This is a genomic window from Pseudoroseomonas ludipueritiae (assembly GCF_014490445.1).
Taxonomy (GTDB): Bacteria; Pseudomonadota; Alphaproteobacteria; order Acetobacterales; family Acetobacteraceae; genus Pseudoroseomonas; species Pseudoroseomonas ludipueritiae.
Window position 1 is genome coordinate 1 of the sequence record NZ_JACTUZ010000050.1, and the last position, 17,620, is coordinate 17,620.

18 protein-coding genes and 1 pseudogene are annotated in these 17,620 nt (G+C 69.1%); 12 read left to right on the forward strand and 7 right to left on the reverse strand.

The features are described 5' to 3' along the window. Both IBL25_RS12570 and IBL25_RS12575 read left to right on the forward strand, forming a co-directional pair. Positions 1-283 (forward strand): annotated as a pseudogene (locus tag IBL25_RS12570) (CCA tRNA nucleotidyltransferase); the annotation flags it as partial. A gap of 81 nt (positions 284-364) precedes the next feature. Continuing rightward, a complete protein-coding gene (locus IBL25_RS12575; RefSeq protein WP_187778893.1) occupies positions 365-1,234 on the forward strand; it encodes an SDR family oxidoreductase in 870 nt (289 codons plus the stop codon). Here the strand turns inward: IBL25_RS12575 and IBL25_RS12580 are convergent. Together IBL25_RS12580 and IBL25_RS12585 are read right to left on the reverse strand one after the other, a co-directional pair. Next, positions 1,183-1,965, reverse strand: coding sequence for a glycerophosphodiester phosphodiesterase family protein (locus IBL25_RS12580; RefSeq protein WP_238940394.1), 783 nt, complete (start codon positions 1,963-1,965; stop codon positions 1,183-1,185). The two genes, IBL25_RS12575 and IBL25_RS12580, sit on opposite strands and share 52 nt — an antisense overlap. A gap of 2 nt (positions 1,966-1,967) precedes the next feature. Continuing rightward, a complete protein-coding gene (locus IBL25_RS12585; protein WP_187778895.1) occupies positions 1,968-3,578 on the reverse strand; it encodes an ABC transporter substrate-binding protein in 1,611 nt (536 codons plus the stop codon). Between the two features lie 254 nt (positions 3,579-3,832). Here IBL25_RS12585 and IBL25_RS12590 point away from each other — a divergent pair, with 254 nt between their 5' ends. The 4 genes from IBL25_RS12590 to IBL25_RS12605 all read left to right on the forward strand — a co-directional run bounded on the left by IBL25_RS12590 (position 3,833) and on the right by IBL25_RS12605 (position 7,784). After that, on the forward strand, positions 3,833-5,119 hold the full coding sequence (locus tag IBL25_RS12590; protein ID WP_238940395.1) for an MFS transporter: 1,287 nt from the start codon (positions 3,833-3,835) through the stop codon (positions 5,117-5,119). Between the two features lie 70 nt (positions 5,120-5,189). After that, positions 5,190-6,944, forward strand: coding sequence for an ABC transporter ATP-binding protein (locus IBL25_RS12595; RefSeq protein WP_187778896.1), 1,755 nt, complete (start codon positions 5,190-5,192; stop codon positions 6,942-6,944). A gap of 4 nt (positions 6,945-6,948) precedes the next feature. Next, positions 6,949-7,353 (forward strand): lysozyme inhibitor LprI family protein, encoded by a 405-nt coding sequence (locus IBL25_RS12600; RefSeq protein WP_187778897.1) that lies wholly within the window; start codon positions 6,949-6,951, stop codon positions 7,351-7,353. Positions 7,354-7,385: 32 nt separating this feature from the next. Continuing rightward, positions 7,386-7,784 carry a GFA family protein gene (locus IBL25_RS12605; protein ID WP_187778898.1) on the forward strand — a complete coding sequence of 133 codons (399 nt, stop codon included), beginning with the start codon at positions 7,386-7,388 and terminating at the stop codon, positions 7,782-7,784. 4 nt (positions 7,785-7,788) lie between these two features. On the opposite strand, the gene IBL25_RS12610 is transcribed toward IBL25_RS12605, so the two are convergent. After that, positions 7,789-8,457 carry a tyrosine-protein phosphatase gene (locus tag IBL25_RS12610; RefSeq protein ID WP_187778899.1) on the reverse strand — a complete coding sequence of 223 codons (669 nt, stop codon included), beginning with the start codon at positions 8,455-8,457 and terminating at the stop codon, positions 7,789-7,791. Between the two features lie 46 nt (positions 8,458-8,503). Next, on the reverse strand, positions 8,504-9,382 hold the full coding sequence (gene hemF / locus IBL25_RS12615; RefSeq protein ID WP_187778900.1) for an oxygen-dependent coproporphyrinogen oxidase: 879 nt from the start codon (positions 9,380-9,382) through the stop codon (positions 8,504-8,506). A gap of 284 nt (positions 9,383-9,666) precedes the next feature. Between hemF and petA the strand changes: the two genes are divergently transcribed. The 5 genes from petA to guaD all read left to right on the forward strand — a co-directional run bounded on the left by petA (position 9,667) and on the right by guaD (position 14,624). After that, positions 9,667-10,248 (forward strand): ubiquinol-cytochrome c reductase iron-sulfur subunit, encoded by a 582-nt coding sequence (gene petA, locus IBL25_RS12620; RefSeq protein ID WP_187778901.1) that lies wholly within the window; start codon positions 9,667-9,669, stop codon positions 10,246-10,248. Between the two features lie 11 nt (positions 10,249-10,259). Further along, positions 10,260-11,531 (forward strand): cytochrome b, encoded by a 1,272-nt coding sequence (locus IBL25_RS12625; protein WP_187778902.1) that lies wholly within the window; start codon positions 10,260-10,262, stop codon positions 11,529-11,531. A gap of 1 nt (position 11,532) precedes the next feature. Next, positions 11,533-12,306, forward strand: a complete 774-nt coding sequence (locus IBL25_RS12630; RefSeq protein WP_187778903.1) for a cytochrome c1 — start codon at positions 11,533-11,535, stop codon at positions 12,304-12,306. A 111-nt stretch (positions 12,307-12,417) separates the two neighbouring features. Next, the gene (locus IBL25_RS12635; RefSeq protein ID WP_187778904.1) at positions 12,418-13,308 is read left to right on the forward strand and encodes an S-methyl-5'-thioadenosine phosphorylase; all 891 of its coding nucleotides are present in this window, start codon (positions 12,418-12,420) and stop codon (positions 13,306-13,308) included. A 5-nt stretch (positions 13,309-13,313) separates the two neighbouring features. Further along, the gene (guaD, locus tag IBL25_RS12640; protein WP_187778905.1) at positions 13,314-14,624 is read left to right on the forward strand and encodes a guanine deaminase; all 1,311 of its coding nucleotides are present in this window, start codon (positions 13,314-13,316) and stop codon (positions 14,622-14,624) included. Between the two features lie 2 nt (positions 14,625-14,626). Here guaD and IBL25_RS12645 read toward each other — a convergent pair whose 3' ends face one another. Together IBL25_RS12645 and IBL25_RS12650 are read right to left on the reverse strand one after the other, a co-directional pair. Further along, positions 14,627-14,788: a hypothetical protein gene (locus tag IBL25_RS12645; protein ID WP_187778906.1), complete on the reverse strand. Its 162-nt coding sequence runs from the start codon at positions 14,786-14,788 to the stop codon at positions 14,627-14,629. Between the two features lie 3 nt (positions 14,789-14,791). Beyond that, positions 14,792-15,454 (reverse strand): dienelactone hydrolase family protein, encoded by a 663-nt coding sequence (locus IBL25_RS12650; protein ID WP_187778907.1) that lies wholly within the window; start codon positions 15,452-15,454, stop codon positions 14,792-14,794. A gap of 73 nt (positions 15,455-15,527) precedes the next feature. Between IBL25_RS12650 and IBL25_RS12655 the strand changes: the two genes are divergently transcribed. Then, a complete protein-coding gene (locus IBL25_RS12655) occupies positions 15,528-15,728 on the forward strand; it encodes a DUF4169 family protein (protein WP_187778908.1) in 201 nt (66 codons plus the stop codon). Here IBL25_RS12655 and IBL25_RS12660 read toward each other — a convergent pair. Further along, positions 15,725-17,569 (reverse strand): response regulator, encoded by a 1,845-nt coding sequence (locus IBL25_RS12660; RefSeq protein ID WP_187778909.1) that lies wholly within the window; start codon positions 17,567-17,569, stop codon positions 15,725-15,727. The two genes, IBL25_RS12655 and IBL25_RS12660, sit on opposite strands and share 4 nt — an antisense overlap. Positions 17,570-17,620 lie beyond the last annotated feature (51 nt).

Sequence of the window (17,620 nt, forward strand, 5' to 3'; positions counted from 1 at the left end):
CGCCGCGCTACGCCGCTGGCTGGCCGCCATGCCGCCGGCCCTGCCGCCGGACCTCGCCTGGGTCGCCGAGGCTTCGGACGGCATGGACCGCACCGCCCTGCGCGCCCGCATCGGTGCCACGCCGCGCCCGGTCTTTCCCTTGCAGGGGCGGGATGCCCTGGCCGCCGGCATTCCACCGGGCCCGGGTGTCGGGCAGGCCCTGGCGCGGGTGCGGCAATGGTGGCTGGAAGGTGGCTGCGAAGCCGATGCCGAAGCCTGCCGCAAGATGCTGAAGCGTGGCTGAAACCAAGGTTTTTCCGTGACTTGGCTGTGACCATCGCGCCGTTGTGGCGTTGTGCCGGCGAACCCTAGCAGGAGGCCGATCATGCCCAACGACGACAGCAGCCGTCCGCAGCCGCCGCAGCCCCCGCAGCAGCAGCAGCCTCCGGGCCATACCGCGCCCATGACGCCGCAGCCCGACCATGGCGAGGAATCCTACAAGGGCAGCGGCCGCCTGCAGGGCAAGAAGGTGCTGATCACCGGCGGCGATTCCGGCATCGGCCGCGCCGTGGCCATCGCCTTCGCGCGGGAAGGCGCGGATATCGTGATCTCGTATCTGAACGAGCATGACGACGCCAAGGAAACGGCCAAGTGGGTGGAGCAGGCCGGCCGCAAGGCCATCCTGGCGCCGGGCGACATCAAGGACCCGGCCTTCTGCCGGGAGCTGGTGAAGCGCACGGTGGATGAGCTGGGCGGCATCTCGGTGCTGGTGAACAATGCCGCGCATCAGATGAGCTTTGAGAAGATCGACGAGATCAGCGATGAGGAATGGGACCTGACCTTCAGGACCAACATCCATTCGCAGTTCTATCTCTCGAAGGCGGCGCTGAAGCACATGCAGGCCGGCGCCTCCATCATCAACACCACCTCGATCAACGCCAAGAACCCGTCGCCCACGCTGCTGGCCTATGCCACCACCAAAGGCGCCATCGCCAACTTCACCGCCGGCTTGGCGGGGCTGGTGGCGGAGAAGGGCATCCGCGTGAACTGCGTCGCCCCCGGCCCGATCTGGACGCCGCTGATCCCCTCCACCATGCCGGAGGACGCGGTGAAGAGCTTCGGCGAGAACACGCCCCTGGGCCGCGCCGGCCAGCCGGCGGAACTGGCCCCGGCCTATGTGTTGCTGGCCTCGGACGAGAGCAGCTACATGACCGGCGCCCTTATCCCCGTCACGGGCGGGCGGCCCATGCTCTGATCCTGGCGCAGCGCCAGGGCTTCCACCGGATCGTCGGTGGTGAAGACATCGATGCCGAGGCCGAGGATGTGGCGGATCACCTCCGCCCCGTTCACGGCCCAGGCGCCGACCGAAAGCCCGGCGCGGCGGCAGGTGGCCACGGCGCGTGCGTTGCAATCGGCGCTGTGCAGGCCGATGGCGGGCACGCCGGAGGCCAGCGCCGCGCCGATCGCGCCTTCCAGCCCCGCATCGCGCAGGCATGGGCGGGAGACCAGCCAGATGACGCGGCCATCGAAGCGCTCATCGGCCAGGGCTTCCGCCGCCAGCGGCAGGCGGAAGGAAGTGATGACCGTGCGCTCCAGCATGCCCGCCTGCGCCAGCACGGCGGCGAATCGTTCCAGCAGGCCAGGGTATGGCGAGCCATCCGCGCCCGTCTTCAGCTCCATCCGCAGCATCAGCGGCGTCGGGCGGAACAGCGCCGCGACCTCCGCCAGGGTCGGGACGGTGTCGCCGCCGGCGCCCTTCAGCCGCACCTGCCGCAATTCGGCCAGGGTGAGCGCCTCCACCGGGCCGCGCGCCTCGGTGGTGCGGTCGAGATAGGGGTCGTGGATCACCACCACCTCGCCATCGGCGGAAAGGTGCACATCGAATTCCACCTGGTCCACCGGCAGTTCCGCGGTGCGGCGGAAGGCGGTGAGGCTGTTCTCGGGCCAGAGAATGGCGCCGCCGCGATGGGATGCGATGAGGGTCATCGTCATGCCTTCCAGTTCTGGGCGCGGAAGTCCATGCCGAAGGACTGGCCGGGCTTCCAGGGCAGGTCGCGCCGCTTGGCGGTGAAGTTCACCGTCTGGTGCAGCACGGTATAGGCGGGGTCCTCGCGCTCGGCGATTTCCAGCATGCGGCGAAAGGCGCGGCGGCGCTCCGCCAGGTCCACAGAGCCATCCAGCACGGCGCAGAGCCGGCCAAATTCCTCGTTCCGCCAGGCGCCAACCTGCCATTGCTGCCCCTCCGGCCCATGGGCGCGGGGCATGGAGGCCACGGGGTCGTTGAAGCCGGCGCTGTTGGACCAGTCCCAGATGCCGCGCTGGCCTTCCTTGGACAGGACCTGGGAGAAGTTCTCCCGCGTCTCGATCTGCACGTTCAGCCCGACCTGCCGCCAGCCTTCCACCAGGATCTGCGCCGTCGGCACCTGGGCTGTGTAGTAGTTGTTCAGCAGCCGGTAGGGGATCGGGTCGCCCTTGTAGCCGGCTTCCTTCAGCAGGCGGCGGGCCTCGGCGGGGTCGAACTTCGGCACTTCCCAGTCGGACTGGAACATCTCGCCATAGAATGCGAACTGCTCGCCGCGAGGGATGCCGGTGCGTCCGCCCCAGAGCGCATCGACGATGGACTGGCGGTCCACGCCATGGGTCATGGCGCGGCGCACCCGGGCATCGGCCAGCACCGGGTTGGTCTTGTCGAAGACCGAAAGGCGCAGATTCATGATCAGCCCGCCGACCACCTCGTGGCGCGGGTTGCGCTCCACCTGGCCGATCAGGTCCGGCGGCACGTCGCAGGCGAAATCCGCCTCCCCAGAGGCCAGCATATTGAGGCGGGAGGAGGCTTCCGGCACCTCCACGAAGCGGATGCGCGACAGCGGCGGCCGCCCGCCCCAATAGGCGTCATGCGCCACCAGGGTCAGGGACTGGTCGGGGCGGAATTCCTCGATGGCATAGGGGCCGGTGCCCACCGGCTTGCGCCCCCAGTCCAGCCAGGACGGCGCGGCCTCGAAGGCGGCGCGGGAGACGATCATGCCGGCGAGCTGCGCGAAGCGGCCCTCGATGGCCGGCGTCGGTCCTTCATGGATGAAGCGCAGCGTCTGGCGGTCGACGATCTCCACCCACGCCAGCCCACCGAAGGCGCGGCGGGCGACGGCGGCCACCTCGGGCGGCGCTTCCTTGCCCTGGCGGTTGGTGGGCACGCTGCCGAAGAGGTTGCTGGCCGCGCCGGCCTGCTGGCCCATCCGCTCCGGCCCGAAGGAGAAGGCGACATCCTCCGCCGTCATCTCGCGCCCGTCATGGAAGCGCACGCCGGAGCGCAGCGTCACTTCTAGCGTGTGGTCATCCACCCGGCGCCAGGCGGTGGCGAGGCCGGGCCGCAGCGACAGGTCGCCCAGCCAGTCCTGCATCATCAGCGTCTCGGCATAGGAAGCCATGAGCCGGGTGCCGACATTGGAGGATTCGCGCAGCGGTTCCAGCGTGTTGGAATTCGCCAGCTTCTGCACCGCCACCGTGATGCTGGGGCGCCGGCCGGCCTGGGCAATGGCGAGGCGCGGCAACACCAGGGCAGCGCCGGCGGAGGCGAGCAGGAAGGGGCGGCGGCGCAGCATCGGCGGATCTCCGGTCAGGCGAGGTCCAGCCTCTAGCCAGAACCGGTGACAGGCCGATGACGCTCCCGCGTCAGGCCCCTGACAGGTGCAGCCACGCGACGACCGCATTGCAGCATTCGCTTATTGCGAATGTTGGCGAAACAAGTGTTTTGCTAAAATTGCGCATTGCCCAGCCTGGGCGCAAGTAATTTTCCGACGTTCGATAAGGTTCTGAAATGATGGCCGAGAGAGGCGCAGCCGCCCAAAACCGTCCATTGAATGGGCAGGATATCCGCACGCTCGCCCTCGCCTCGCTCGGCGGCGCGCTGGAATTCTACGATTTCATTATCTACGTCTTCTTCGCGACGGTGATCGGCCATCTGTTCTTCCCGGTCGGCATGCCGGACTGGCTGCAGCAGGTGCAGACCTTCGGCATCTTCGCCGCCGGCTATCTGGCGCGGCCACTGGGCGGCATCATCATGGCGCATTTCGGCGACCTGGTCGGCCGCAAGCGCATGTTCACGCTCTCGGTCTTCCTGATGGCGGTGCCGACGCTGCTGATCGGCCTGATGCCGACCTATGAGACCATCGGCTATGCCGCCCCGGTGCTGCTGCTGGTCTTCCGCATGATGCAGGGCGCGGCCATCGGCGGTGAGGGGCCGGGCGCCTGGGTCTTTGTGGCGGAGCATGTGCCGGCCAAGCATGTCGGCCTGGCCTGCGGCATGCTGACCGGCGGCCTGACCGGCGGCATCATGCTGGGCTCCCTGATGGCCACCGGCATCAATGCCGCCTTCACCCCGGCCGAGGTGGGCGAATGGGCCTGGCGCATCCCATTCCTGGCGGGCGGTGTTTCCGGCCTGGTGGCCATGTACCTGCGCCGCTTCCTGCAGGAGACCCCGATCTTCGAGGAAATGCGGGCCCATGCGGCGCTGAGCAAGGAACTGCCGGTGAAGCAGGCGCTGCGCGACCACCGCGGCGCCGTCATCCTCTCCATGCTGGTGACCTGGATGCTGACCGCCGCCGTGGTGGTGGTGATCCTGATGACCCCGGCGCTGATGCAGAAGCTGCACGGCTTCACGCCTGTGATGACGCTGAAGGCCAACCTGGCCGCCACCTTCCTGCTGACCGTCTGCGCCATGTTCTCCGGCGTGCTGCTGGACCGCTTCGGCGCGGTGAAGGTTGGGCTGATCGGCGGCGTGCTGCTGATCGTCAGCACCTATGCGCTTTATATCGGCGCCGGCACCTCTCCGGAGCTGCTGCTGCCGCTCTATGCCTTCGCGGGTGCCACGGTGGGCGTGATCAATGTGGTGCCCTTCGTGATGGTGAATGCCTTCCCGCCCAGCGTGCGCTTCACCGGCGTGTCCTTCAGCTACAACGTCGCCTATGCCATCTTCGGTGGCGTGACGCCGCTCCTGGTCACCGCCCTGGTCAATGCCAACCCGCTGGGCCCGGCACATTACGTGGGCGCCGTGACGGTGGTCTTCCTGATCTGCATGATGACGCAGGCCCGCGCCCGCCTGAGCCTCGTCACGCCGGAAGCGGCCGAGGCCCCGGCCCGCTGAACCGCCCAAGGGAGGCGTGGCTCCACGCCGCGCCTCTCGCCTTATGGCCCAGCCATGCTAAGCGGCCCGCATGGCCGCCCTTCCGCCCCCCGAGACCACCCGCGCCCTGACCCTCCGCCTCTGGCGGGACTATATGCGCCACCACCGCGCCGGCATCGTCCTGGCGCTCTTCTGCACCCTGGCGCTGGCGGGCTTCACCGCGCTCTACCCGCTGGTGATCCAGCAGGCCTTCGACCTTTTCACGGCGGGCGATTCCCGCATCGTCTGGCTGGTGCCGCCCACCATCATCGTGCTCACGGCCTGCAAGGCGGCGGCGCAATACGGGCAGGCGGTCTCGGTGCAGGCGGTGGTGCTGCGGGTCATCGAATCCATCCAGAACGACCTCTTCCGGGCGCTGACCCGCGCCGACCTGGCCGTGCTGGCGCGCGAGGCCCCGGCCCGCCACGCCGCCCGCTTCACCGCCGATGCCCAGGCGATCCGGGAGGCGCTGACCAAGGCCATCAACGGCCTGGCCAATGGCCTGACGGTGATCGGCCTCGTGGCCTCCATGATCTACCTCGATTGGCAGATGAGCCTGATCCTGGCCTTGCTCTACCCGGTGGCCATCGTGCCGGTGCTGCGGCTGGGCAAGCGCATCCGCCGCGCTTCCGGCGGCATGCAGGAACGGGTGGGCGAGGCGGCCGCCATGCTGACCGAGAGTTTTTCCTCCGCCCGCGTCGTCCGCGCCTATGGGCTGGAGGCGCAGGAGGAAGGCCGCGCCCGCCATGCCTTCGCCCGGCTGCGGGATGCGCTGATGCATATCGCCCGCACGCGCTCCAAGCTTGACCCGATCCTGGAGGCGCTGGGCGGCATCGCGGTGGCCGGCGTGCTGTGCTTTGTCGGCTGGAAGGTTTCCACCGGGCGCGGCACGGTGGGCGAGTTCACCGGCTTCGTCGCCGCGCTGCTGGTGGCGACGCAGCCGATCCGTGCCCTGGGCTCGCTGAACGCCGCGCTGCAGGAAGGCTTTGGCGGGCTGGTGCGGGTGTTTTCCGAGATGGACCGCACCCCGCGCATCACCGCCCCGGCCGGCGCCCCCGCGCTGCCGGATGGCCCCGGCGCGGTGGAGTTCCGTGATGTCGGCTTCCGCTACGGGGATGGGGAGGCGGTGCTGGCCGGCCTCTCCTTCCAGGCGGAGCCGGGGCAGACGGTGGCGCTGGTCGGCCCATCGGGTGCCGGCAAGTCCACGGCCCTGGCGCTGCTGCCGCGCCTTTACGACGCGACCGAAGGCCAGATCCTGCTGGATGGCGTGCCGGTGACGCAGGTGACGCTGGAAAGCCTGCGCGCCGCCATCGCCTATGTCGGGCAGGATGCGGTGATCTTCGACGACACGGCCCTGGCCAATATCGCCTGCGGCCACCCCGGCGCCACGCGGGCCGAGGTGGAGGCCGCCGCCCGCGCCGCCGCCGCGCATGATTTCCTGGCAGCCTTGCCGCAGGGCTACGATACGATGCTGGGCTCCGGCGGCTCCCGCCTCTCGGGCGGGCAGCGGCAGCGCGTGGCCCTGGCCCGCGCCCTGCTGCGCAACCCCCGCGTGCTGCTGCTGGACGAAGCCACCAGCGCCCTGGATGCCGAGAACGAGGCCCTGGTCGGCCGCGCGCTGGAAACCCTGCGGCAGGGCCGCACCACCCTGGTCATTGCCCACCGGCTGGCCACGGTGCAGGCGGCCGACCGGATCGTGGTGATGCAGGAGGGCCGCGCGGTGGAGCAGGGCCGGCACGGAGAACTGATGGCGGGCGAGGGGCTCTACGCGCGTATGGTCCGCACCCAGGCTTTCGCTGTGGAGTGAGTCGATGCGCGTCCTGGGCCTGCTGGCCGCCCTGATGCTGACCCTTGCCTGGCCCGCCGCCGCACGGGAATGCGGCCCGGATGCCACCCAGGCAGACCTGGGCGACTGCGCCGGGGAAGGGCTGCGCAAGGCCGACGCGGCGCTGAACGAGACCTATGGCCGCATCATGGACCGGTTGAAGCCGGACCCCGAGGCGGCGCGGGCGCTTCGGGAGGCCCAGCGCGCCTGGATTCGCTTCCGCGACGGGGAATGCGACTTCGCCACCATCGGCGCCGAGGGCGGCAGCATCCGCCCGATGCTGGTGGCCCAGTGCCGGCAGCACCTGACCGAGCAGCGCGTGACGCAGTTGCGTCGCTACCTGTCCTGCCAGGAGGGCGACCCGGCCTGCCCGGTGCCGGGAGCGGGCTGACCGGGCACGAACATTCATAAGGAGAGGCGGGCATGCTGACGGGCGGCTGCTATTGCGGGAAAACCCGCTACGAAGGGGAAGGGGCTCCTTTCCATCCCACCCTCTGCCATTGCCGCGACTGCCGCCGCGTCGCCGGCGCGCCCGCCGTCGCCTGGTTCAGCCTGCGGGCGAGGGACTTCTGCTTCACGGCGGGGGAGCCGCTGCGCTTCGCTTCCAGCGAAAAGGGCCGGCGTTCCTTCTGCCCGCACTGCGGCACGCCGCTGACCTTCCAGAATCTCGATCTGCCCGAGGAGATCGACATCACCACCGCCAGCCTGGATGACCCGGAGCAGGTGCCGCCCGCCGACCATACCCAGGCTGGCAGCCGCCTGTCCTGGCTGCACCTGGCCGATGACCTGCCGCGATACCGGCAGGGGCGCGACGAAGGCTGAGGCGTTATTCCCGCCGCAGGATGCCGTCCACCAGCCGGTCCGCCCAGGCGCGGGAGCGGAAGGCGGCGCGGAGCGCCTGCTCGTCGTAATCCTGTTCCACCCAGTCCAGGAAGGGCTTGGGGCCGTGGGTGCGGGTGAAGCGGGCGTATTCGCGGAAGAAGGCATCCAGGATGCCGGTCTTGCTGGCGGAGACATGGCCGTGGCGCCAGGAAAGCTGGCGCATGGCTTCCTCCACGGGCCGCCCCTGCAGCATCAGCCAGAGCCCGGCGGCCAGCCCGGTACGGTCGGCGCCGGATTTGCAATGCAGCAGGATGGGCTGCGGCAGTTCCTGAAACAGCTTGGCCAGGCGCAGGATGCGGTCCTTGTGCGGCGCGCCCCGGCTTTCCAGCGGGGCATCCACATGCGTCAGCCCCAGCTCCGCCGCCGCCTGCCGCCCCAGGGCATCGGAACCGCAGGTCTCCCGGTGCCCGCGGAGGTTGATGATGGTGCGGATGCCGAAGCGCCGCGCCACCGCCCGCAATTGCCGGGGGCCGAGGTGGTTGGAGCGGTAGATCCGCCCATCCTCCACCGTGCCCCAGTTGCGCCAGAACAGGCGCAGCACGGCATGGTCCACGAAAAGGCTGTTGGTCCAGGCGGCGCGCCGCCCGGCCGGGGTTGTCAGATCTTGCGCCACGGCGCGGGTATGGGGGCGCGTGGGCGCGGCGGCAAGGGGAGGGCGCTCAGGCCCATTTCACCTCGGGCGGCAGCGACATCAGGATGGCTTCCACATTGCCGCCGGTGCGCAGGCCAAACAGCGTGCCGCGGTCGTGCAGCAGGTTGAACTCCACGTAGCGGCCGCGGCGCAGCAACTGGTGCTCGCGCTCGGCGGGGGTGAAGGGCTCGGCCATGCGGCGGCGGACGATGCGCGGATAGACATCCAGGAAGGCCTCGCCCACGTCGCGGGTGAAGGCGAAATGCTCCGGCAGGCGGGAGGCATCGGCATCGTCGCGGCCCAGCCAGTCATAGAAGATGCCGCCCAGGCCCCGGGGCTCGTTGCGGTGGGGCAGGAAGAAGTACTCGTCGCACCACCGCTTGAAGCGCGGGTAATAGGTGGGGTCGTGCCTGTCGCAGGCGGCCTGGAAGGCGGCATGGAAGGTCGCGGCATCCTCCAGCGACTCGGGCGCCTGCATCGCCATGGGCGTGATGTCGCCGCCGCCGCCGAACCAGGCCCGCGTGGTGGCGATGAAGCGCGTGTTCATATGCACCGCCGGCACGCGCGGGGAATGCATATGCGCCACCAGCGAAATGCCGGTGGCCAGGAAGCGGGGGTCTTCCTCGGCGCCGGGGATGGAGCGGCGGAATTCCGGGCTGAACTCCCCGTGCACGGTGGAGACATTCACCCCCACCTTCTCGAAGACCTTTCCCCGCATTGAACTCATCACCCCGCCGCCGCCGCCCGGGCGGTCCCAGGCCTTGCGCTCGAAGCGCGCATCGCCGCCGGCCTCGGCCTCGATCGCCTCGAAGGCGGCGCAGATCCGGTCGCGCAGCGACTCGAACCAGGCGCGCGCGGCGGGGGCGAGGGGGTGGTCCATCGGGACTCCAGGGGCGGTATCGGGCATGGCGGGCAATGATCCTGGGGTGGTGGGCCAAGGGGCCGGGCTGCCGCTAGCCCGCCGCTTTCAGGCGCGCAACACCATGCGCAAGGGGCACGAAGGCATGCAAAGGGGCCAGATAGGAGGCCCGGCGGCGATTGCCACCCCGCAGGGGGTGGCTTTATATGGCCTTGGCGCAACAAAGGCGGCGTGGAAACACGCTCGTCCACGCGCCTCCGCATCTTGCCGCGGAAGGGATCAGCGGTCGGCCCACCTGAGTATCGGGGCGGCCGCCAACAGGGACGACGAGGATGGCCGAGACGCTTGCGCCGAGCAGCAGCCCCCCCGCCACGGGTGGTGGCCAACACCATGCCCCCGCGGACGGGACGAAGCGGGATTTTCTGAAACTGGTTGCTGGCTCCTTCGCGGCGGTCGGTGTGGGCGCCATCGTGTGGCCCTTCATCCACTCCATGAATCCGGCCAAGGACGTGCTGGCGCTGGCCAGCGTGGATGTGGACATCAGCCACATCACCGAAGGCCAGGCCGTGACCGTGATGTGGCGTGGCAAGCCGGTCTTCGTGCGCCACCGCACGGCCAAGGAGATCGAGGAAGCCAAGGCCGTCAACGTGGGCGAGCTTCGCGACCCCGAGGACGACAAGGCCCGCGTGCAGCGCGAGCCCTGGCTGATCGTGGTGGGTATCTGCACCCACCTGGGCTGCGTGCCGCTCGGCCAGAAGCCGACCGACCCGCGTGGTGAATACGGCGGCTGGTTCTGCCCCTGCCACGGCAGCGCCTACGACACCTCCGGCCGCATCCGCCGCGGCCCCGCGCCCACGAACCTGGCCGTGCCGGAATACGAATTCCGGTCCGATACCCAGATCCGCATCGGCTGAGGACCGCACCCATGGCATCCGGCCTTCACCAGAGCGATTTCAAGAACCCCGTCATCCGCTGGATCGACCAGCGCCTGCCGGTCTTCACCATGATGGACAAGGAGTACGGGACCTTCCCGACTCCCCGGAATTTCAACTACCTGTGGAATTTCGGCGCCCTGGCCATGATCAACCTGCTGATCATGATCGCCACCGGCATCTTCCTGGCGATGAACTACACCGCCCATACCAGCCTGGCCTTCGAGAGCGTCGAGCGCATCATGCGCGACGTGAACTACGGCTGGCTGATCCGCTACGTGCACATGAACGGCGCCTCGATGTTCTTCATCGTCGTGCTCGTGCACATCTGGCGGAACATGTACTACGGCTCCTACAAGACGCCGCGTGAGCTGCTGTGGATGATCGGCGTGGTCATCTTCCTGCTGATGATGGCCACCGCCTTCATGGGCTACGTGCTGCCCTGGGGCCAGATGTCCTTCTGGGGCGCCACCGTCATCACCAACCTGTTCTCGGCCATTCCCTTGGTCGGCAACAGCATCGTGACCCTGCTCTGGGGCGGCTTCTCCGTCGACAACCCGACGCTGAACCGCTTCTTCTCCCTGCACTACCTGCTGCCCTTCGTGATCGCGGGCGTGGTCTTCCTGCACGTCGCCACGCTGCACATCACGGGCTCCAACAACCCGCTGGGCATCGAGCCCAAGGGCCCGCAGGACACGCTGCCCTTCCACCCGTACTACACGTCCAAGGACAGCATCGGCATCGTCGTCTACCTGATGGTCTTCGCGGTGCTGGTCTTCTTCATGCCGAACTACCTCGGCCACCCGGACAACTACATCCCGGCCAACCCGCTCTCGACGCCCGCGCATATCGTGCCGGAATGGTACTTCCTGCCCTTCTACGCCATCCTGCGCGCGGTGCCGAACAAGCTGATGGGCGTGCTGGCGATGTTCGGCTCGATCCTGGTGCTCTTCGTGCTGCCCTGGCTGGACGGCTCGCCGGTGCGCTCCATGCGCTTCCGCCCGATCGCCCGCTGGCTGTTCCTGCTCTGGACCGTCAACTTCTTCGTCCTGATGTGGGCGGGCGGCAAGCCGGCCGAGGGCGTGTACGTGCTGATCGCGCGCCTCTCGACCGCCTATTACTTCGCGTATTTCCTGGTGCTGCTGCCGCTGCTGAGCAAGATCGAACGCCCGCTGCCGCTGCCGGAAAGCATCGCTCGTCCTGTGCTGCGCGGGGGCGGACCGCTGCCTGGCGCCGCTACCGCCCAGCCGATGGAGAAGGCGTGATATGGCGCTGCGTTTCGTGAAATCGGCGGCCCTCGCGGCCGCCGTGACCCTCGGGCTGGCCACTGGCGCCGTGGCCGCCGAGGGCGAGATCCACATCCCGGACACGAAGTATTCCTTCGACGGGCCCTTCGGCACCTATGACCGGGGTGAGCTGCAGCGCGGCTTCCAGATCTATAAGGACGTCTGCGCCGCCTGCCATTCCATGAACCTGCTGTCCTACCGCAACCTGCGGGACATCGGGCTCAGCGCGGATGAGGTCACGGCCGTCGCCGCGGGCGTCCAGATCCAGGACGGGCCGAACGACAATGGCGAGATGTTTGAGCGCCCGGGCCGGGCCTCCGACCGCTTCCGCCATCCCTTCGCGAATACCGCGGCGGCGCGGGCGGCCAATAACGGCGCGCTTCCGCCGGATCTCTCGGTCATCACCAAGGCGCGCGTCGGTGGCGCCGACTACATCCACGCGCTGCTCGTCGGCTACGAGGAGCCGCCCGAGGGTGTGACGGTGATGGAGGGGATGCACTACAACAAGTACTTCCCCGGCCATCAGATCGCGATGGCGCCGCCGCTGTCCCAGGAAGGGCAGGTGACCTATGCCGATGGCACCAAGGCCACCGTGGACCAGATGGCGCGCGACGTCGCGGCCTTCCTGACCTGGGCGGCCGAGCCGGAGCTGGAGACCCGCCGCGCCATGGGCGTCCGGGTGCTGATCTTCCTGGCGATCCTGGGCGGCCTCGCCTATGCCGTGAAGCGCAAGACCTGGGCCGACGTCCACTAAGCGCAGGCTGCATCAAGAGGGGTGCCTCGGCCCCCTCGCTCTGATAAGGCAGGGCCGCCCGGTTCAGGGCGGCCCTTTCCATGTCTGCCACCGATTGCGGAGTGTTCCCCCATGACCGACACCATCGAGCCCGTTATCGGCCTGCTCGGCGGCTCCGGCCTCTATGACATCGACGGGCTGGAAGATCGCGAATGGCGCGAGGTCGAGACCCCCTGGGGCAAGCCCTCCGACGCGCTGCTCTTCGGCCGGCTGGACGGCGTCCGCTGCGTTTTCCTGCCCCGGCACGGGCGCGGCCATCCGCTGACGCCCTCGGACGTGAATTACCGCGCCAATATCGATGCGCTGAAGCGTTCGGGCGTGACGGATATCCTGTCGCTCTCCGCCGTGGGCTCGCTGAACGGCGACCTGCCGCCGGGCACCTTCGTGATCGTGGACCAGTTCATCGACCGCACCTTCGCGCGGAAGAAGAGCTTCTTTGAATCCGGCTGCGTGGCGCATGTCTCGGTGGCGCATCCGGTCTGCCCGCGCATCGGCGACCATGTGGAAGCGGCGGCGCGCGAGATCGGGCTGAAGCACAAGCGTGGCGGCACCTACCTGACCATGGAAGGCCCGCAATTCTCCACCAAGGCCGAGAGCGAGATGTATCGTGGCTGGGGCTGCGACGTGATCGGCATGACCAATATGCCGGAAGCCAAGCTCGCCCGTGAGGCGGAGATTTGCTACGCGACCGTGGCCATGGTGACGGATTTCGACTGCTGGCACCCGGACCATGATGCCGTCACCGTGGATGCGGTGGTGAAGGTGATGCTGGCCAATGCCGACCGCGCCAAGCAACTGGTGAAGACGGTGGTGCCGATGCTGGGCCAGCGCCGTGGCCCTTGCCCCGCCGGCTGCGACCGCGCGCTGGAATATGCGCTGGTGACGGCGCCGGAGAAGCGCGACCCGGCGCTGCTGGCCAAGCTGGATGCCGTTGCCGGCCGGGTGCTGAACCGGGCGGCCTGAGGCGCATGCGGCGGGCGCTGCGCGGGGCGGTCCTCGGCTTCACCGGGGACCCCTTCCTGGCGGAAGACCCCGCCGCCACCCTCCGCATCACCGAGGATGCCCTGGTGGTGCTGGAGGATGGCCTGATAGCCGAGGTCGCGCCCTATGACCCGGCGCGGGCGAGGGGCCTGGAGGTCGCGCATTACCAGGATGCGCTGATCTGCCCCGGCTTCATCGACTGCCACGTCCATTACCCGCAGACGCAGATGATCGGCGCCTTTGGCGAGCAGCTGCTGGACTGGCTCAACACCTATACCTTCCCTGCCGAGCAGGATTACGCCGACCCCACCCATGCAGCGGAGGCGGCAAAGCTCTTCCTGGCGGAGTTGCTGCGGAACGGCACCACCACGGCGGCGGTCTATTGCACCGTGCATCCGCAGTCGGTGGAGGCCTTCTTCGCCGAATCGCACCGGCTGAACACCCGCATGATCGCCGGCAAGGTGCTGATGGACCGCAACGCGCCGGATGCGCTGCTGGATACCGCCGAGCGCGGCTATGCCGAATCCAAGGCATTGATCGAGCGCTGGCATGGTGTGGGGCGGCAGCTCTACGCGGTCACGCCCCGCTTCGCGCCCACCTCGTCCCCGGCACAGCTTGCCGCCGCCTCGCGGCTCTGGCGGGAGCATCCCGGCACCTATCTCCAAACCCATCTGAGCGAGAACGAGGCCGAGATCGCCTGGGTGCGGGCGCTGTTCCCGGAAGCCGACAGCTACCTCGACGTCTATCACCGCGCAGGGCTGACCGGGCGCCGCGCCATTTTCGGCCATGCCGTGCATCTGTCCGAGGCGGAATTCGGCTGCTGCCACCGCACCGGCTCGGCCCTGGCGCATTGCCCGACCTCCAATCTCTTCCTCGGCAGCGGCCTGTTCCGGCTCTTCGATGCCCGGCGGCGGGAACGGCCGGTCTGCGTCGGCCTGGGCACCGACCTCGGCGCCGGCACCAGCTTCTCGCAACTTCGCACCCTGGGGGAGGCCTACAAGGTCGCGCGGGCGCTGGGCACCAGGCTGACGGCGGCGCATGGCTTCTGGCTGGCGACGGAAGGGGCGGCGCAGGCGCTGGATCTCGCCGGGCGCATCGGCCGCGTGGCGCCGGGGTATGAGGCCGACCTGACGGTCCTGGACCTGAAGGCGACGCCCCTGCTGCGATACCGCATGCGCCATGCGCGGGATTGGGCGGAACGGCTCTTCGTGCTGATGACGCTGGGGGATGACCGTGCCGTGCGCGCCACCTGGGTTGCCGGCGTCCCCCGCCACCAGCGGGATGGCGCCGGCGGCTGAGGTCAGTCCTTCGGGGCGCGGCCAAAGATGGCGGAGAAGAGCACGCCCGCCGCCAATAACCCGATCATGGCGAAGGGCACGCCGTTCAGGCCCGTTCCTGCCCAGAAGGGGATCACCGCCAGCAAGGCCAGCAGGATCAGGGCGGTGGCCAGGAACAGGATCATGCCTCAGCCCAGGTGCTTGGCCAGGAAGGCCAGGCTGCGCTGTTCAGCCAGGATGGCGTCGGTCGGGCTGTAGGAGGAACGCTCCTCGCAGGAGAAGCCATGGCCGGCACCGGGATAGACATGGATCTCGACCCCCGGCTGGGCGGCGCGGATGGCTTCCACATCCGTCAGCGGGATGCCCTTATCCTCGGCGCCGAAATGGAGCTGCACGGGGCAGTTCGGCTTTTCCGCGCGGCTGGCCGCGATGCCGCCGCCGTAATAGCCCACGGCCGCCTTGAAGGAGCGGCTGCGCGTGGCGCCCCACCAGGCAATGCTGCCGCCCCAGCAATAGCCGATGATGCCCCTGGCGGCGCCGGCGGGCAGGGCGGCGGCGGCGGCCTCGATATCCAGCATCACCTGCTCATCGGAAATCTGTTTCCGCAGGGCCAGGCCACGCTGCACGTCCGCCTGCTCGTAGCCCAGCTCGGCATCCCGCTCGGCGCGGTCGAAGAGCGCGGGGCTGACCACGGCGAAGCCCTGGTTGGCGAAGCCCTCGCAGACATGGCGCATGTGGCGGTTCACGCCGAAGATCTCCTGCACCACCACCAGGGCCTTCGTGGCCTCGGCCGGGCCCGCGCGCCAGGCGGAGAAGCGGTGGCCATCGCTGGCGGTCAACTCGATCTTCATGGGCTTTCCTCTGGCTGTCCTGCGCCGCCGCGAACCCTGGCCCAGGGGCCGGGAGCCAGACTATCCTGAGCCCATGGCCGAGATCGTCAACCTCAACCGCCACCGGAAAGCCCAGGCCCGCCAGAAGGCGGAGCGGCAGGCCGAGGCCAATCGCGTCAAGTTCGGGCGCGACAAGGCCACCCGGCTGCGGGACGAGCAGGAGGAAGCCCGCCGCCGCGCCTTGCTGGACGGCGCGGTGCTGGAGCCGGGCAAGCCGGAACCGGAGGCGCCCTAGGCCGCGCCGCTGAGCGGCGGCCGGTTGCCCTTGCCGCTGACGGAGGTGATGCGGCGCACCATGGAGATCAGGGCGGCACGGTCCGCCGGCTTGCTCAAGTGGCCGTCCATGCCGGCGTCGAAGCAGGCCTGCACCTCATCCTTCATCTCCTCACCGGTCAGGGCGACAATGGGGGTGCGGGGCACATTGGGGCGCGCGGCCTCGGAGGCGCGGATGTAGCGGGTGGCTTCCAGCCCATCCATCTCCGGCATCTGCACATCCATCAGCACCAGGTCGAAGCGGCTTTCGGAGAGGGCGGCGATGGCCTCCCGCCCGCTGGCCGCCATGATCACCTCGTAATCGGCCGATTCCAGCAGGGCCTGCACCACCAGCCGGTTCAGTGCCACGTCATCGACCACCAGGATGCGCCCGGGCTGCCCCGGCACGATGGCGGGGGCTGCCGGGATGCTGCCGATGGCGCTGGGCAGCGGCAGCTCCACCCAGAAGCGGCTGCCAAAGCCATTGGGGCCCGGCGCCATGCCGATGCAGCCGCCCATCGCCTCCACCAGCCCGGCCGAGATGGCCAGGCCGAGGCCATTGCCCTCACGCGGCGGCTGATGGCCCGGCACCTGGCTGAAGTCGCGGAACAGCAGGCCCCGCTGCTCGGGCGGAATGCCGGGCCCGGTATCGGTGACCTCGATGCGGATGCCCTCGCCAGGCATCGGCAGGATCTCCAGCCACACCTCGCCCTGCTCGGGCGTGAACTTCACGCCATTGCCCAGCAGGTTCAGCAGCACCTGCCGCAGGCGCAGCTCGTCTCCCAGCACCACCTGTGGGCAGTCTGGCGCCATCGAGACCTTCAGCTCGATCTGCTTGCCGGCCGCGGCGGGGCGCACCAGCACGGCGGCGCTGTCGATCAGGCGGCCCAGCGGCACCGGCTGCTGGTCGAAACTGACCCGCCCGGCCTCCACCTGCGACAGGTCCAGCACGTCATTCACCAGGGCCAGCAGGTGGCGGCCGGCGCGCTCGATCATGGTGCCGTGGCTGCGCGCCTCGGCTGGCAGGCTGCGGTTGGCTGCCAGCACCTGCGCCAGGCCCAGCACGCCGTTCAGCGGGGTGCGCAGCTCGTGGCTCATCCGCGCCAGGAAGCGGGATTTAGCGTTATTCGCGCGGTCTGCGGCATCGCGGGAGATGGCGATCTCGGCCACCGCGCGGTGCTGCTCCCGCTCACGGATCATGGCCAGCATGGCGAAACTGACGCCCACCAGATGCACCATCGCCTCCACCAGCGCCGCGCCGAAGAGCATGCTGGAGGGCATGGCCTCGGTGACGTGCCAGCGGTCCTGCAGCAGCGAGGGCAGGGGGCGCAGCAGGATCAGCACCCCGTGCAGGCCGAAGGAGATCGAGACGATGCTGCGGAACAGCCGCATATCCTGCCAGCGGCGCGAGAACTGCCAGGAAGCCGCCAGGATATAGCCGCCGCACATCAGGTTCAGGATCAGCACCCGGGCCTCGACGGTGCCGGTGATGCCGGGGAAGCGGCAGGCCAGCAGCCAGGCCAGGGCGCCGGCCAGTACCACGCTCCAGGGGGCGGGGCGGTCATCGAACCGGCGGGCGGTGGCCCAGCAGAGCCCGCAGGCCAGCAGGATCAGCCCATTGGCGATGTCGATGGAGAGAAAGGCCGGCGCTGTGCCGCGAAGCACGCTGAGCACCGTACCGGCCGCGAAGAGCAGGTTGGCGGCGCCCATATGGCGCAGCCCGCCAACCCGCGAGCCTCCCCAGGCGAGGAACAGCCACATCACCCCAAGGGTGATGGCCAGTAGCGTGCTGACAACAAGCAGCGTGGGGATGTGAAGCTGCAAAGCCGCCGTCCTGCAGGATGCTGAATGTCAGGTGCAGCCCCGGCAGGTGCT

Excerpts from the sequence above, each read along its gene's own strand:
- IBL25_RS12635 (WP_187778904.1), top strand. The coding sequence starts at position 12,418 with ATGACCGACACCATCGAGCCCGTTATCGGCCTGCTCGGCGGCTCCGGC.
- hemF (WP_187778900.1), bottom strand. The coding sequence starts at position 9,382 with ATGCCCGATACCGCCCCTGGAGTCCCGATGGACCACCCCCTCGCCCCC.
- IBL25_RS12605 (WP_187778898.1), top strand. The coding sequence starts at position 7,386 with ATGCTGACGGGCGGCTGCTATTGCGGGAAAACCCGCTACGAAGGGGAA.
- IBL25_RS12645 (WP_187778906.1), bottom strand. The coding sequence starts at position 14,788 with ATGATCCTGTTCCTGGCCACCGCCCTGATCCTGCTGGCCTTGCTGGCG.
- IBL25_RS12585 (WP_187778895.1), bottom strand. The coding sequence starts at position 3,578 with ATGCTGCGCCGCCGCCCCTTCCTGCTCGCCTCCGCCGGCGCTGCCCTG.
- IBL25_RS12650 (WP_187778907.1), bottom strand. The coding sequence starts at position 15,454 with ATGAAGATCGAGTTGACCGCCAGCGATGGCCACCGCTTCTCCGCCTGG.
- guaD (WP_187778905.1), top strand. The coding sequence starts at position 13,314 with ATGCGGCGGGCGCTGCGCGGGGCGGTCCTCGGCTTCACCGGGGACCCC.
- IBL25_RS12580 (WP_238940394.1), bottom strand. The coding sequence starts at position 1,965 with ATGACCCTCATCGCATCCCATCGCGGCGGCGCCATTCTCTGGCCCGAG.
- petA (WP_187778901.1), top strand. The coding sequence starts at position 9,667 with ATGGCCGAGACGCTTGCGCCGAGCAGCAGCCCCCCCGCCACGGGTGGT.
- IBL25_RS12575 (WP_187778893.1), top strand. The coding sequence starts at position 365 with ATGCCCAACGACGACAGCAGCCGTCCGCAGCCGCCGCAGCCCCCGCAG.
- IBL25_RS12655 (WP_187778908.1), top strand. The coding sequence starts at position 15,528 with ATGGCCGAGATCGTCAACCTCAACCGCCACCGGAAAGCCCAGGCCCGC.
- IBL25_RS12600 (WP_187778897.1), top strand. The coding sequence starts at position 6,949 with ATGCGCGTCCTGGGCCTGCTGGCCGCCCTGATGCTGACCCTTGCCTGG.
- IBL25_RS12630 (WP_187778903.1), top strand. The coding sequence starts at position 11,533 with ATGGCGCTGCGTTTCGTGAAATCGGCGGCCCTCGCGGCCGCCGTGACC.
- IBL25_RS12625 (WP_187778902.1), top strand. The coding sequence starts at position 10,260 with ATGGCATCCGGCCTTCACCAGAGCGATTTCAAGAACCCCGTCATCCGC.
- IBL25_RS12595 (WP_187778896.1), top strand. The coding sequence starts at position 5,190 with ATGGCCGCCCTTCCGCCCCCCGAGACCACCCGCGCCCTGACCCTCCGC.